This is a genomic window from Citrifermentans bremense R1 (assembly GCF_000426865.1).
Classification (GTDB): Bacteria; Desulfobacterota; Desulfuromonadia; order Geobacterales; family Geobacteraceae; genus Geomonas; species Geomonas bremensis.
In genome coordinates this window covers 61,463-76,249 of sequence record NZ_AUGE01000017.1, presented here as the reverse complement: position 1 = coordinate 76,249, position 14,787 = coordinate 61,463, and the positions used below count along the sequence as shown (strand labels likewise).

The window sequence follows — 14,787 nt, the reverse complement described above, 5'->3', positions numbered from 1 at the left end:
TGAGGGCTATTTTTTTACGAGAATAAAACAAAATGGCCAGATTGGTAAAGCCAATTTCTGCTTAAAAAATGAGGGTTTAGTTCGCTACCAGAAGGTCGGACCATATAAGCATTTTTGCAATACCTTTGTCAACTTGGAACTGTGTTTTATTGTATACTTTTCGCCTTGCCGTACTGGTTTTCCGGCAGATGAAACAGGGATGGCAATTTTTCTTGCCTTTCGGCGGCCGACTATCTATCTTGGCGCGATGATCATGCAAGGAACAGCGGTAAACGCGGCGGCAATTGTTATCGGCAGCGTGGTCGGCCTCAAGGCCGGGCACCTGATCTCCACCCGGGTGCGGGGCACCGTGATGGCGGGAGTGGGGCTCGCGGTACTTCTCATCGGGTGCCAGCTGGCCCTGAAGAGCCGGGAACCGATGATTATCATCGGCTGCCTGATCGGCGGCGGCATCTTGGGCGAGCTTTTGCGCATCGAGGAGCGCCTTGAGAAGCTGGGGAACTGGATCGGCGACCGTTTCCAGGGAAGCGGGCAGGTGGCCGAGGGTTTCGTCACCGCGAGCCTTCTTTTCTGCGTCGGCGCCATGGCCATCATGGGGTCGCTGCAGGACGGCTTGGGCTCCCGCCCCGAGATCCTCTACGCCAAGGCCGCCCTCGACGGCATCACCTCAGTCGCTCTCGCCTCCACCCTCGGCGTCGGCGTCCTCTTCTCGTCACTGGCAGTTTTCGTCTACCAGGGGGCCATCACCCTGAGCGCCACCTTGGCGCAGCAGCTGATGACGCCTGCAGTGGTGCAGGAGATGAACGCCGTAGGGGGGCTGCTGATTCTCGCCATAGGACTCGATCTTTTGGGGATGAAGCGGGTTCCGGTGGGCAACCTTCTTCCCGCCGTATTCCTGGCGCCCCCCCTGGTCATGCTCTTTGCCTCCTCCTGACCCACCTCAAACCTTGACAATCACTCCTGCAATTGAATAACATGCCGTGTTTGCTTCCACCTTCCGCCTTCGCCCTTTGGGCTTCGGCGGACAAGTTGCCCAACTCTCCTCCCCCCGTAGGGGGGGAAGAGCAAGCGGGAAGAACAGGGTGAAGAAGATGGCTGCCCCCTCCCTGACCCTCCCCCTCCGGGGGCGGGGACTCGTGAGCTAAGGTCGATTTCTTCAGAAAGTGAGGTTCCGCTGAGGCTCCGCGGAACTCCCCCTTTTAAATAGGGATAGTACAACACCCATCGGTAGCGACAGGCTGTCGCTTAGATTAAGTAGATGCAGGGAGAATAACTTTGGCTTGGAAAGCAATCGGCATTTTTGATTCCGGCGTCGGCGGACTGACCGTCTTGAAGGAGGTGGTGCGCGCGCTCCCCCAGGAGGACACCATCTATCTGGGCGACACGGCACGGGTCCCCTACGGGACCAAGTCCCCGGAGACGGTGGTGCGCTACTCGCGCCAGATCGCCCGTTACCTGTTGAGCCGCGACATAAAGGTCCTGGTGGTCGCCTGCAATACCGCTTCCGCCGTGGCGCTCTCTGCGCTGCAGCAGGAGTTCTCCATCCCCATCGTCGGGGTGATCGAGCCCGGGGCGCGCGCCGCGGCCGCCGCCACCAAGAGCGGCAAGGTAGGCGTCATCGGCACTGCGGCGACGGTCGCCTCCTCCGCCTATACCAAGGCGATAAAGCGGATCAACCCCGATATAGAGGTGGTGAACCGCGCCTGCCCCCTGTTCGTGCCGCTGGCCGAGGAAGGATGGGTGGACAACGAGGTGGCCCGCCTGACCGCGGGCATCTACCTGGAAGAGCTCAAAAAGCAAGGCGTCGACACGCTGGTCCTGGGATGCACCCACTACCCGATCCTCAAAGACGTGATCGCCGAGGTGATGGGGCCCGAGGTGACCCTGGTCGATTCCGCCGAGCAGACCGCCCTCACCGTGGCCGGGATTCTGGCGGAGCAGGGGCTTTTGCGCCCCAAGGGGGAGCGGGGGAACCACCATTATTACGTGACCGATATCCCTGCCGGTTTCATCCGGGTCGGCAACCGCTTCCTCGGGGGGGACCTCGGGGACGTCTACCAGGTGAATCTGGAACAGGAGCAGCAGGAGGAAGAAGTTGAAGAAACGGACTAACAGAGCCAAAGGGACCCTGCTCATAGCCTTCCTGGTCTTCGCGGTCGTGGTCGGCTTGCTGGTGTTCAGGAAATACGAGACGGCCACGCGGGTGAAGCCGCCCGCTCCCGCGGAACAGGCACCCGACATCCGGCTGGTGGCGCTTTTCTTCGGCGCGCCCGACGGCTCCGGCCTCCTGCGCGAGGGGCGCGAGATCGCGGTCGAGGACACAACGGACGACATGCTTGCCAGCGTAGTGGACGAGCTGGTGGTGGGCCCCTTGGGGAGCCTCGCCCCCACCCTGCCGCATAACGCGCGCGTGCTCGGGGCGCACCTGAAAGGGGACCTGGCGGAGGTGAACTTCAGCCGCGAGCTGGTGGAAGGGCTTCCGGAGGGGAGTTCCGCCGAGATGGCCGCGGTCTACTCTGTGGTCGACACGGTTGCCGCCAACTTTCCCCAGGTGAAGTGGGTGCGGTTCCTGATCGACGGCCAGCCGGCGAAGGAGCTCAAGGGGCATCTCGACCTCTCCGCCCCGATCTCGCCCGATTACACGCTGGAGAAAAAATAACTACCGTTCAAGGTTCAACGTTCAACGTTGCCAGCAGCTTTTCCTCTCGTTAGGGGACCAGCGGGGCAGCCGCCGTACCTCCTCCGGTGGCCGGACGGGGTGAGCGCGTCGAACGTTGAACTTTGAACCTTGAACGGATTTTGGGAGGTTAGATGAAGATGCCTTTTATGCAGGCGGTTAAAGAGCGGGTGCTGGTTCTGGACGGCGCTATGGGGACCATGCTGCAGGAGCGCGGGCTGAAGCCGGGACAGTCCCCGGAGGAGATGAACCTCACCGCAGCCGACGTTGTTGCCGGGGTGCACCAGGCTTATCTGGACGCCGGCGCCGACATCATCGTCACCAACACCTTCGGCGGGACCAAGGCGAAGCTGGAGCACTACGGCCTGGGCGACCAGGTGGCGCGCATCAACGCCGAGGCGGTAAAAATCGCCCGCGAGGTGGCCGGCGAAAAGGCCTACGTGGCAGGTTCCATCGGCCCCACCGGCCGCTTCCTGGAGCCGGTCGGCGACATGAGCTTCGACGAGGCGGTCTCGCTTTTCCGCGAGCAGGCGCAGGCGCTCATCGACGCCGGCTGCGACCTGATCAGCTTCGAAACCTTCCTCGACATCAAGGAGATCCGCGCCGGGGTCATCGCGGTGCGCGAGATCTCGAAGGATATCCCGGTCATCGCCATGCTCACCTTCGAGGAGAAGGGGAGAAGCGTCCTCGGCACCCCGCCCGAGGCTGCCGCCATCACCCTGGAGGCGGTGGGCGCCACCATCGTCGGCTCCAACTGCGGCTTAGGCCCGGAAGGGATCTACCAGATCCTCTCCGGCATGAGGGAGGTCACCGCGCTCCCGCTCATCTCCCAGGCGAACGCGGGGCTCCCGATCCTCAAGGACGGAGTCACAATCTTCCCGGCGACCCCGGACGAGATGACCTCTTACCACGACCGGCTGATCGAACTCGGCGTCCGCATCATCGGCGGCTGCTGCGGCACCACCCCCGCCCACATCGCCGCCATCAAGAAGGCGCTCGCCGCGAAGCAGACTCCCTTCGTCCCCAAGAAGGAGGACGGCACCACCTGGCTCTCCAGCCGCGGCAGCTTCGCCGCAGTCGGCTCCGCCCATCCGGTGGCGCTCATCGGCGAGCGCATCAACCCGACCGGCAAAAAGCTCTACTCCCACGAACTCAGGGAAGGGAAGATAAGTTACATCCGGCGCGAGGCGCTGGAGCAGACCGGACTCGGCGCGACGCTTCTCGACGTGAACGTCGGCACCCCGGGGATCGACGAGCCGGCCGCCATGGAGCGCGCCGTCTTCTGCATCACCGGCGCGGTTCAGACGCCGCTGGTGCTAGACTCCTCCTCCCCTGCCGCCCTGGAGGCTGGGCTTAAGGCCTGCGACGGCAAGGTCCTCATCAACTCGGTGAACGGCGAAAAAAAGAGCCTCGCCGCCGTCCTCCCCCTGGCCAGGAAATACGGCGCGGCGCTGGTCTGCCTCACGCTCGACGAGGCGGGGATCCCCGCGGAGGCCGCGGGGCGGGTCGCCGCCGCCCAAAAGATCGCCGCTGCCGCCGAGGCCGCAGGGGTGAAAAAAAGCGATCTCGTGGTCGACTGCCTCACCCTGACGGTGAGCGCCGAGCCCAAGGGGGCGCTGGTGGCGCTGGAAGCGGTGCGCCAGGTCAGCGCGCTCGGGCTCAACACGACGCTCGGCGTTTCCAACATCTCCTTCGGCCTTCCCTGCCGCCCCCTCATCTCCTCCACCTTCTTCTCCATGGCCATGGCCGCGGGGCTTACCTCGGCCATCGTCAACGTGAAGGAGGCGCCCATGATGGCGGCATGGAGGAGCTCCATGGTGCTGCTGGAAAAGGACGTCAACGCGGCCGGTTACATCGAGGCCTACAAAGGGCAGGCGGTCGGCGCCACGGTGGAGCCCGCCGCTGCCGCCGGCGCGACCGGTACCCGGGCCGCGGCAGTCGAGCCGGAAGGCGTCCGCGGGCGCCTGGCCAAGGCGGTCATCAACGGCGAGGCGGACAACGTGCTGGCGCTGGTGGAAGAGGCGCTGGCCGAGGGGCTGACCCCGATGCAGATCAGCTCGGAGGCGCTCCTGGTCGGGCTCGACGAGGTGGGGAAACGTTTCGGGTCCGGCGAGTTCTTCCTGCCGCAGGTGATGGTCTCCGCCGACACCATGAAGACCGCTTTCGCCCGGCTGAAGAATGAACTCTCCACCGGCGGGTTGCAGAGCATCGGCAAGATCCTCATGGCGACCGTCGAGGGGGACATCCACGACATCGGCAAGAACATCCTGGTCACCCTACTGGAGAATAACGGCTTCGAGGTGATCGACCTGGGCAAGAACGTTCCCGCCGACCGCATCCTGTACGAGGCGCGTGCCCACCAGGTGGATGCCGTCGGGCTCTCCGCGCTGATGACGACGACCATGGCGCAGATGGACAAGGTGGTCAAACTCCTGAAGGCCGAAGGGGTGAAGAGCTTCACCATGGTCGGGGGGGCCGTGGTCACCCAGGAATACGCCGACGAGATCGGCGCCGACCTCTACGCCAAGGACGCCATGGAGGCGGTCGCCCGCATCAAGAAACTGCTGGCAAAATAAAGCTTTTCTGCGGCAACCAGGCTGGGGGAGCGCCCTAATATCGCTTGCAACGATCCTTCCGCTGTGCTAACTTGCGGTCGGGTTCCGCCATTTGGCGTAGAGGTAACACGATGGTCGTAGGCTTCAACCATAACATCAGGTACAAAGGGGAATTGTTCCACGTCCAGACCGAGGACAGCGGCATTGCAAACCCCCATATCATCACCCTTCTTTACCGGGGCGGCACCATCCTCGCCTCGGCGAAAACGAGCTACGCCGACATCATCAAGACCGAACAGCTTGAGCTGGTGGTCGAATCGATCATGAAAGAGCAGCACAAGGAGATGATGCGGCGCCTTAAAAACGGGGAATTCGACGCCAGGATCTTCCCGGACGGGGCTCCGGCCTGTGCGGAGGAACCCGCCGCCGAGGAACAGCCCCCCGAAAAGCAGAGCCCTCCGGCAGAGCAGGCGCCCAAGCAGCAGCCCGCGCCCGCAGCCAAAGCCATACCCCCGGCACAATCAGCCAACCGTAGCCTGGACGAGGTGATCCTAGATTACCTCATCACGGGCGAAGACAAATAAAGCCAGCCTGAAAGGAACCTTCGTGAAAGAAAAGATTGCAGATCTGGAGGAAAAGGCGAGGCGCCTGCGCGTCGCCATCGTGAAGACGCTGCACAAGTCGCAGTCCGGCCACACCGGCGGGTCGCTCTCGGCCATCGACATGGTGTGTGCCCTGTACTTCCACAAGATGCGCCATAACCCGCAGGACCCGTCATGGGAGGGTAGGGACCGCTTCGTGCTCAGCAAGGGGCACGCGGCGCCGGCGCTTTACGTGACCCTGGCGGAGTGCGGCTACTTCCCCTCAGAGGATCTGATGATGCTGCGCCGCCTGGGAAGCCACCTCCAGGGACACCCGGACAGCAAGGGAACTCCCGGCGTCGACGTCTGCACCGGCTCGCTCGGACAGGGGCTTTCCATGGCCAACGGCATGGCGCTCGGCTTCAAGCTCGACGGCAAGGACAACCGCGTCTACGCGGTCCTGGGCGACGGCGAGCTCCAGGAAGGGCAGATCTGGGAGGCCGCCATGGCCGCCGGTCACTACAAGAGCGATAACCTCTGCGCCCTGATCGACTCCAACGGCCTGCAGATCGACGGCGACGTCTCCAAGGTCATGAACGTGGCCTCCATCGGCGACAAGTTCAAGGCCTTCGGCTGGAACGTGATCGAGATCGACGGGCACGACATGGGTCAGATCATCTCCGCTTTGGATCAGGCAGAGGCGCACAAGGGGGCACCCACCGCCATCGTCGCCAAGACGGTCAAGGGCAAGGGGGTTCACCTGTTCGAGAACAAGGCTTCCTACCACGGCGTCACCCCGAACGACGAGGAGCTTCCCGAGGCGCTCAGGTGCCTTGGCTGCTGCGACTAGACTTCATCGGCCCTGCCCCCTGTGTCTGATCCCCTCCACCTGGAGGGGGGAGGTCGGGAGGGGGGCATGTTGCCGGGACAGGAAACAGCCCCCTCCCTGACCCTCCCCCTCCGGGGGCGGGGACGTTGGGCGGCAGACCACATACCAGAAAGGGAATCGATATGATCGCAACGAGGGACGCCTACGGCGAGGCGCTGGCCGAGCTGGGAGGCGAGAACGATAAGATAGTGGCGCTGGACGCGGACCTCTCCGGGTCCACCAAGACCGGCGTCTTCGCCAAGAAATTCCCCAACCGCTTCTTCAACATGGGAATCGCCGAGGCCAACATGGTGGGAACCGCCGCAGGCTTGGCCTCGGTTGGGAAGATCCCCTTCCTCTCCACCTTCGCCATCTTCGCCGCCGGCCGCGGCTGGGAGCAGATCCGCCAGTCGCTCGCCTATCCTAAGGCGAACGTCAAGGTCGTCGCCACCCACGGCGGCGTCACCGTGGGCGAGGACGGGGGGAGCCACCAGTCGGTCGAGGATATCGCCATCATGCGCGCCATCCCCAACATGACCGTCATCGTCCCCGCCGACGGCGAGGAGACCAAGGGGGCCATCCGCGCCGTCGCGGCCTACAAGGGGCCGGTCTACGTGCGCCTTGGGCGCAACAAGGTCGCCAACGTCTTCCCGGCGGGTCACAAGTTCGAGATCGGCAAAGGGAACGTGGTTGTCGAAGGGAAGGATCTGACCTTCATCACCACCGGCCTCATGACCGCGCAGGCGGTGATCGCCGCCGAGAAGCTGAAGGAAGAAGGGATCTCGGCGCGGGTGCTGCATCTGGGGACCATCAAGCCGCTCGACAAGGAGCTGGTCTTGAAGGCGGCACAGGAGACCGGAGCCATCGTCACCGCAGAGGAGCATTCCGTCGTGGGCGGGCTCGGCGGCGCCGTAGCCGAGTTCCTGGGCGAGGAATGCCCGACCCTGATGAAGCGGGTCGGCATCTATGACCGGTTCGGCCTCTCCGGCAAATCCGACGAACTCCTCAAGTATTTCGGGCTGAACGCCGAGACGCTGATCGAGCAGGCGAGGGAGATCGTTTCGAGGAAGAAATGATGCGCAGGGTGCTCGCGTCCAGCGGCGGCTTCACCTACATGACGGTTCTCGTCATCGTGGTCGTGGTCGGCATCGCGGCGTCGCGTGGCGCCATCGTCTGGAAGACCGCCATGCAGCGGGAGAAGGAGATCGAACTCCTCTCCCGCGGCACGCAAATCCGGGACGCGCTGAGGCGCTGGTACAAGGTGAAGGTGGTGCCGGGGGCGACGGGAGTCACCCCCATCACCCCCGGGCTGCAGCCTCCGAGCCCCACGGAGCTGAAGGCGCTCTTGAAGGACCCCAACCTCCCCGAGAACGTGCGATATCTGCGGCCCATCGCCCTCATCGACCCGATGAGCGAGAAGCCCGATAAGGAATGGGAAGTCATCAGGGAAGGCGGCAGGATCGTCGGCGTAAAGAGCAGCAGCGAGAAGGAGCCGCTCAAACAGGGGAACTTCCCGCTTGACCTGCACCCGGCCGACTTCGAGAAGAAGAAAAAGTACAGCGAGTGGGAGTTCCGCTACGACCGCGTTGCTCCCCCCCCTGGCACCAAGGCGACAGCCATCCCAGGCGCCACGCCCGCCGGCCAGCCGGCACCCCCGGGGAACGCGGGTAGATAAAAGAAGCAAAGGCTGATGCCGCGCCCCCGTCCCGTCCTGGGACCGGGAGCGTTGTGAACAGATTCACCCACTCAACCGGAGGCACTCCTGATTTTCAAGAGTCTGACATCGCGGGTCATCGTGCTCTCCATCTGTCTGCTCGTCTTCGGTATCGGGACCTTCGCCTTCCTGACGCTTCGGCGCGAGCAGATGCAGCTCATCAATTCCGCTCGCGAATCGAGCGAACTCCTCTTGAACACCATCGAACGCTCCCTCTACAACTCCATGAGGATCGGCAACACCGAGGACGTGAAGGTGATCCTGGAGATGGTGGGGCAAAGCGAGAACCTGGTGGGGGTGCGCATCTTCCATCCCCACGGGGTCATCCTGAAGTCCTCCAACCCCAACGAGGTCGGGCGGGTGGTCGACGAGCGCGACTACAAGCTCTTCCTCGACAACAAGCGCGAAGGCGTCTTCAACCTCGACGGGCACGGCGAGGTGCTGGGGATGGTGAAGCCGATCTACAACGACCGTCAGTGCAACCTATGCCACGGTTCCAAGAGCCGGATCATCGGCCTTTTGAACGTCAATTACTCCCTGACCGAGACCCGGAACCGGATCGTGGAGCTGACCAAGCTCTTCGTGATGTCCACCGTCGCCATCATCGGCTTTCTCTCCCTTGCCATCTCGCTGGTCATGCTGAAGTTCGTCAAGAAGCCGTTAACCCAGCTTGCCAAGAACATGGCGCGCGTGGAGGCGGGAGATCTCTCGGTGCGCATGACCCCCGAGGGGAAGGACGAAATCGGGCGCCTGATCGTCTCCTTCGACTCGATGGTGGACCGGCTGGACCGGGCCAAGAAGGAGCTGGAAAACTTCCATTTCCAGCAGATGGAGCGCGCCGACCGCCTCGCCTCTGTGGGGGAGATGGCCGCCGGCATCGCCCACGAGATCAAGAACCCGCTCACCGGCATCGCCGCAGCCATCACGGTGCTCAAAGACGACTTCGCCCCGGAAGACGGCCGCATCCAGATCATCGGCGAGGTGCTGGAGCAGATCTCCCGGCTGGACAAGACGGTGAACGACCTGCTCTTCTTCGGCAAACCCACCGTGGCCGAGCCGACCTGCACCGACATCAACTCGGCGCTCAAAAAGATCCTGGTCTTCGCCTCGCAGCACCGCGGCGGCAAAGACATCGAGAAGCGCCTGGAACTGGCCGAAAACCTCCCCACCGTCTACGTGGACCCGAAGCAGATCCAGCAGGTCTTCCTGAACCTGTTCCTGAACGCGGTCCAGGCGATGCAGGGGGGAGGTACGCTCACGGTGAAGAGCGGGCTGGCCAAGGTCGAGGGGGTCGACATGGTGCAGGTGCGGGTGACCGACACCGGCCAGGGGATTCCGCCGCAGATCCTGGAGAAGATCTTCACACCGTTTTTCACCACCAAGGCACAGGGGACCGGTCTCGGCCTCGCCATCAGCCATCGCCTCATCGAGCAGCACGGCGGGAGGCTTTCCGTGGTGAGCCAGGACGGGATGGGAACCACTTTCACCGTGGAACTCCCCGCCTACTGCCCCGGCCAGCCGGGGTACTCCGGGCCTGACGCGCCCCCCCCGACGGTGTGCCAGTAAAGAGCGCCAGCAGAAACGACAACAACCGGTCCGCCACCGGAGCAGTTGCAGCGGGAAATAACCTTAAGGAGCCGGAATGCGCAAGATAAAGATAATGGTCGTCGATGACGAGCACCTGATCCGCTGGTCTTTGGAGCAAAACCTGAAGAAGCAGGGATACGAAGTGGTCACCGCGGGGACCGGCGAAGACGCGCTCCGTCTGGCCCGTGAGGAGCAGCCCGACCTCGTGCTTCTGGATTACCATCTTCCCGGGATCAACGGTCTGGAGGTCCTGCAGCGGATCAAGGAGCTCGACGAGGACATCCTGGTCATCATGGTGACGGCGCAAGGGGGGCTGGAGACGGCCGTCAACACCATGCGCCACGGCGCCTACGACTACATCAACAAGCCGTTCAACCTGGACGAGATGGCGCTGGTGATCCGCAAGGCGCTGGAGACCTCGGAACTGCGCCGCGAGGTGGTGCAGTTAAGGAGCGAGCACAAGAAGCAGGGGCCGCCCAAGATCCTGGGGAATTCCAAGCACATGAGGAACGTGCTGGATATGATGGCGAAGGTCGCGAAAAGCGACGCCTCGACTGTGCTGGTGCAGGGGGAATCGGGAACCGGCAAGGAGCTGGTGGCGAAGTACATCCACTACGAGTCAGCCCGCGCCGAAAAGCCGTTCGTGGCCATCAACTGTGCGGCGGTACCTGCCACCCTTCTGGAGAGCGAGCTCTTCGGCCACGAGAAGGGGGCCTTCACCGACGCCAAGAACTCCAAGAAGGGTCTCTTCGAGCTGGCCGACGGCGGCACCGTCTTCCTCGACGAGATCGGGGACATGGAAATCGGGATGCAGGCGAAGCTGCTCCGTTTCCTTGAAGACAGGACCTTCCGGCGCATCGGCGGCTCGAAGATGATTCCCGTCGACGTCAGGATCGTCTCCGCGACCAACAAGGACCTCCTGAAGGCGATCGAGGACAAGAGCTTCAGAAACGACCTCTACTACCGTCTCCAGGTGATCCCGATCTTCCTCCCCTCGCTGCGCGAGCGCAAGGAGGACATCCTGGTGCTGGCCAACCACTTCATCGAAGTCTTCTCCAAGGAGTTCGGGAAACCGACCAAGGGGATCTCCAGCATGGCGGAGAAGCTCCTGGTTGAGTACAACTGGCCCGGCAACATCCGCGAACTGAAGAACGTCATCGAGCGCGCCATCATCCTGGGCAACGACGAGAACCTCCTTTTGGAGAACCTGCCGCTGGAGATCGTCGCCAAGGCGAGCCAAGGCACCGTGCCGCTCACCACCTTCAAGCTCCCCCCCGAGGGGATCGACATCGAGGAGGTGGAGCGCGAGTTGATCAAGCAGTCGCTGGAGATGACCGACTATAACCAGTCCAAAGCCGCAAAGAAGCTGAACCTGGGCATCGACGCCTTCCGTTACCGGATGAAGAAATTCGGGTTCCTTAAATAGTCAGCGGATCAGCATTGATCCGCTAAGCCTTCGCTGAGCTTCTGGATCGTTCCACTGAGCTTCGCTAATCTTCCGCGGAAAGTCCCCCTTTTTCCGTCCCCGCCCCCGGAGGGGGAAGGTCAGGGAGGGGGTAGCCTGTTCTTCCCCCCTCCCGACCTCCCCCCTCCGGGGGTAGGAGAGTTGGGAGAAGAGGGCGCGCTGCGGCTGGGGGCAATCCGTACATTTACAGGCCTTACCTGCAGCACCTGCAACAGCGGCGAGCTCCCGAACGGGAGCCCGCCGCGCTCAATTTCCCCCCGAGGGGATGCAATGGAGGTTGGAGGTAACTCCGCGCACCTGCCGGTGCGAGGCCGCAAGAACCGCTGGTGCGACGCATGAGGATGAGAGAGCTGCCAAACCCCGAATCCGACCGTCGAAGCGCCCCGCCATGGGGAGGCCTCGCCGCGTCCCTCGCCCTTTTTCTCGCGGCGCTTCTGGCCCCTGCGCGCCCGGCCTTCTCGTCCTATCTGGAGCTGCCTCCACTACCTGCCGCATCCGCTTCTCAAACCGCAGCACCCTCCCCACCCGCCGCATCCGCTTCCCAAGCCGCAGCGTCGCCCGCGCCTGCCGACGCCGTCGGCTTCGAACTAGCCCCCGCGTCCCAGGACGCTGAAACCGCGCGTTTTCGCAGCCAGTTCCGCGCCGAGTATCCTACGGAGCCTTGGACCGCGCTCGGCGACCTTACGCCATCGTTCGTCCTGCAGCAGGGGGAGTACGGCGGCCGCGGCTACGGCGTCCTTGCCGAGATGGGGGACATCCGCATCAAGCAGACTCCCAACACCCTTAACGAAGCCGCCGGCCGCGGCGGGCGTTTCGCCCTTCTCACCGGCAACTCCGGCAACACCGCGAAGCTGGAGACCTTCGCCGCCTCCGGCCCGCAAGGCGCCGCACACGACGACCTGTTGGTGGGTGCGACGGGAGAACTCTCTCTCATGGGGGACAGTGCCCGGTTCAAGACCATCTTTTTGAGCGGCCGCAGGTCCCTGTACAGCGAGGGGCGCTGGCCCTACGGCGCGAAAAAGGGTGACGTGCTGGGACTGGTCGCCGCCATCGATCCCTTCGGCGGCAGGCTTGCAGCCGAGGCGGAGATCGACTACTCGAGCTACGACAGCGACACGACCGACGAGACCGCGGCCACGCGCGACTCCGCCCGCCGGCTCAAAGTAGGGGGAGGATGGGGCGCCAGCCGCTACAGCGCCCTCTATGAGCGGACCGGTCCGCGCTATCGGCTCCTCACCGGCTCCGGCCCCGATAGGGACTCTGAGGGGGTAAGCCTCGGGTTCGGGCACGCCTTCGAGCTCCATTCCTTCGACGTCAAGCTCTCCCGTTACAACGACAACACCGAAAAGAACGACCTGTCGCCAAGGCTCTACCGGTACGAGGGGCTGGTGGACTACCACTTCAAGGCGTTCAGCAAGCTGCAGCTTTCGCTGCAATACAAGAAGAGATACGTCGATAGCACCAAGGAACCTTTGGGGTATCTCCCCAAGGAGGTGGAAGAGGACGCGGTCTCGGGGCAGCTCAACTACCTGGCGGGAAGATGGGATCTGGGGCTTAGGGGCGGGGTGTCGCAAAGGACCGACAAGCTGCACCGGCAAAGGGAGTCGAGCACCGAGAGCATCGGCTTTCTACCCAAATTCAGCGCGGCAGGCGTGACGGTTTTGCCGGATCTCTCCCTGAAGCGGGTCATGGATTACAGTTCCAGCCAGCGCACCGACCAGTATGCGGTGAACCTGGGGCTGAACGGGACCCTGCTGGAAAAGCGGCTCGACTACGAGGTGAAGGGGGGGTACAAGGAGGAGCGTACCGGGGTCCCCGGGACCGGGAAACAGGTGGTGGGCGCGAAGGTGAGGGCGGCCTATCCGCTGGCGCGGCTTTTCAAGTGGTTCCGTCCCCCCTCACTGGGGGTGAAGGGGGAGTTCAAGGAGATCAACGACCGCGGTGCCGACAGCAGGGAGAGCGATTTCTCCCTGCTGATCTCGCTGGACGGGTAGCTTAGAGGCAGATAAAGATAAAGATAGAGATAGAGATAGAGATAAGACTAAGGCTAAACTATCCAGTCTTAACTCACTTCTCACTCTTTATCTCACTCTTTATCTCTATCTCTATCTCTATCTAGTTTTTAGATCTTCACCAGCTCATACTTCCTGCTTCCAATCCCGATCTTCTCGGCGTGCTCCAACTGCACTTCCCAATCAATCTCGGGGTGGACGCCGCGGAACTTGTCGCCGCCGGGCTCGTGCCCGCTGGCAAGGGCGGTGTCCTGGTTGCCACGCGCGTTGTTGACCAGGTCGGCACAGGCCTGGTCCAGCGCTACCGGGTCTGTGGAGGCGCAGATCCCGATGTCGTTGACGATGGGGGCGTCGGCGTGGCCGTAGCAGTCGCAGGCGGGGGAGACCTGGGTGATGAAGTTGAGGAACAGGGTCTTGCCCTTCTTGCCGTGCAGCGCCCCTTTGGCGTATTCCGCCATCTTGCGCATCACGAGCGATGCGCTCTCGTTCCACTGGATGTTGATTGCCTTTTTCTGGCAGGCGGTGATGCAGCGGCTGCAGCCGACGCAGGCCGCCGGGTCGATCTGGGCCTTCCCCTCGATGATGGCAATGGCTGCGTGGGCGCACGACTTCAGGCAGGCCTCGCAGCCATTGCAGAACCGCTCCCCCACCTTGGGCGCCACGGTCGAGTGCTGCTGCATCTTGCCGGTGCGGCTGGAACACCCCATGCCGAGGTTCTTCAGCGTTCCCCCGAAGCCGGTCAGTTCGTGGCACTTGAAGTGGGAGACGGCGACAAGCGAATCCGCTTCGAGGATCTCGGCGCCGATATTCACCGTCTTCAGAATCTCCCCGTCCACCTGGACGTCCTTCGCGTTATGCCCCTTGATGCCGTCCAGCATGATGAGCGGCGCGCCCACTACGGCGTAGGCGAAGCCGTTCTCGATGGCACAGGTCAAGGCCGAAACGGCCTCCTTGCGTTCGCCGGGATAGAGCGTGGAGGAGTCGGTGAGAAACGGCTTCCCCTGGCAACCCTTGATCTCGTCCACCACGCGGCGCACGAAGATGGGGCGCACGAAGGTGTGGTTCCCCCTTTCGCCGAAATGCACCTTGACGGCGACCAGGTCCCCCGGCGCCACGGCGTCCTCGACTCCCGCTTCCTTCATGAGACGACCGATCTTCGCGAACAGATTCTCGCGCGCGCCTGCCCGCATATCGGCGAAAAACACCTTGCTGCTCATCGTCTACCCCTCCTTGAGTCCCCGGCATACCCTCTGCCGGCTCCCCGAACTTTTAATGATTGCGATTGGTATCACATATCCGGCGCCAATTCAACAGTCGCCAACTTTTTC

At 63.1% G+C, this 14,787-nt stretch carries 12 protein-coding genes; 11 read left to right on the top strand and 1 reads right to left on the bottom strand.

The window, feature by feature from the left end; all coding sequences use genetic code 11:
• Positions 1 to 253: 253 nt before the first annotated feature.
• From K419_RS0111825 to K419_RS22005, 11 genes are all read left to right on the top strand, one after another.
• On the top strand, positions 254 to 934 hold the full coding sequence (locus K419_RS0111825) for a DUF554 domain-containing protein (protein WP_226377690.1): 681 nt from the start codon (positions 254 to 256) through the stop codon (positions 932 to 934).
• A 341-nt stretch (positions 935 to 1,275) separates the two neighbouring features.
• Positions 1,276 to 2,112 (top strand): glutamate racemase, encoded by an 837-nt coding sequence (gene murI / locus K419_RS0111820; protein WP_026841778.1) that lies wholly within the window; start codon positions 1,276 to 1,278, stop codon positions 2,110 to 2,112.
• Positions 2,096 to 2,659 carry a GerMN domain-containing protein gene (locus tag K419_RS0111815; RefSeq protein ID WP_026841777.1) on the top strand — a complete coding sequence of 188 codons (564 nt, stop codon included), beginning with the start codon at positions 2,096 to 2,098 and terminating at the stop codon, positions 2,657 to 2,659. The genes murI and K419_RS0111815 overlap by 17 nt, the downstream gene beginning before the upstream one ends.
• Before the next feature lie 152 nt (positions 2,660 to 2,811).
• A complete protein-coding gene (locus K419_RS0111810) occupies positions 2,812 to 5,253 on the top strand; it encodes a homocysteine S-methyltransferase family protein (protein ID WP_026841776.1) in 2,442 nt (813 codons plus the stop codon).
• Positions 5,254 to 5,363: 110 nt separating this feature from the next.
• A complete protein-coding gene (locus K419_RS0111805; protein WP_026841775.1) occupies positions 5,364 to 5,816 on the top strand; it encodes a hypothetical protein in 453 nt (150 codons plus the stop codon).
• 22 nt (positions 5,817 to 5,838) lie between these two features.
• Positions 5,839 to 6,663, top strand: a complete 825-nt coding sequence (locus K419_RS0111800) for a transketolase (protein ID WP_026841774.1) — start codon at positions 5,839 to 5,841, stop codon at positions 6,661 to 6,663.
• 161 nt (positions 6,664 to 6,824) lie between these two features.
• A complete protein-coding gene (locus K419_RS0111795) occupies positions 6,825 to 7,757 on the top strand; it encodes a transketolase family protein (protein WP_026841773.1) in 933 nt (310 codons plus the stop codon).
• Positions 7,754 to 8,356, top strand: a complete 603-nt coding sequence (locus K419_RS0111790) for a hypothetical protein (protein WP_026841772.1) — start codon at positions 7,754 to 7,756, stop codon at positions 8,354 to 8,356. The genes K419_RS0111795 and K419_RS0111790 overlap by 4 nt, the downstream gene beginning before the upstream one ends.
• A 120-nt stretch (positions 8,357 to 8,476) precedes the next feature.
• Entirely contained in the window at positions 8,477 to 9,961 is a 1,485-nt protein-coding gene (locus K419_RS22010) for a sensor histidine kinase (protein ID WP_156912206.1), read from the top strand.
• A gap of 76 nt (positions 9,962 to 10,037) precedes the next feature.
• Positions 10,038 to 11,408, top strand: coding sequence for a sigma-54-dependent transcriptional regulator (locus tag K419_RS0111780; RefSeq protein ID WP_026841771.1), 1,371 nt, complete (start codon positions 10,038 to 10,040; stop codon positions 11,406 to 11,408).
• Between the two features lie 374 nt (positions 11,409 to 11,782).
• Entirely contained in the window at positions 11,783 to 13,441 is a 1,659-nt protein-coding gene (locus K419_RS22005) for a hypothetical protein (protein WP_035497188.1), read from the top strand.
• Between the two features lie 128 nt (positions 13,442 to 13,569).
• Here K419_RS22005 and K419_RS0111770 read toward each other — a convergent pair whose 3' ends face one another.
• Complete coding sequence (locus K419_RS0111770) at positions 13,570 to 14,676, bottom strand: DUF362 domain-containing protein (protein WP_026841770.1); 1,107 nt, start codon at positions 14,674 to 14,676, stop codon at positions 13,570 to 13,572.
• Positions 14,677 to 14,787: the final 111 nt, after the last annotated feature.

Coding starts and splice junctions, on each gene's coding strand:
- K419_RS0111770 (WP_026841770.1), bottom strand. CDS start 14,676: ATGAGCAGCAAGGTGTTTTTCGCCGATATGCGGGCAGGCGCGCGCGAG.
- K419_RS22005 (WP_035497188.1), top strand. CDS start 11,783: ATGAGGATGAGAGAGCTGCCAAACCCCGAATCCGACCGTCGAAGCGCC.
- K419_RS0111810 (WP_026841776.1), top strand. CDS start 2,812: ATGAAGATGCCTTTTATGCAGGCGGTTAAAGAGCGGGTGCTGGTTCTG.
- K419_RS0111780 (WP_026841771.1), top strand. CDS start 10,038: ATGCGCAAGATAAAGATAATGGTCGTCGATGACGAGCACCTGATCCGC.
- K419_RS0111795 (WP_026841773.1), top strand. CDS start 6,825: ATGATCGCAACGAGGGACGCCTACGGCGAGGCGCTGGCCGAGCTGGGA.
- K419_RS0111805 (WP_026841775.1), top strand. CDS start 5,364: ATGGTCGTAGGCTTCAACCATAACATCAGGTACAAAGGGGAATTGTTC.
- K419_RS0111825 (WP_226377690.1), top strand. CDS start 254: ATGCAAGGAACAGCGGTAAACGCGGCGGCAATTGTTATCGGCAGCGTG.
- K419_RS0111790 (WP_026841772.1), top strand. CDS start 7,754: ATGATGCGCAGGGTGCTCGCGTCCAGCGGCGGCTTCACCTACATGACG.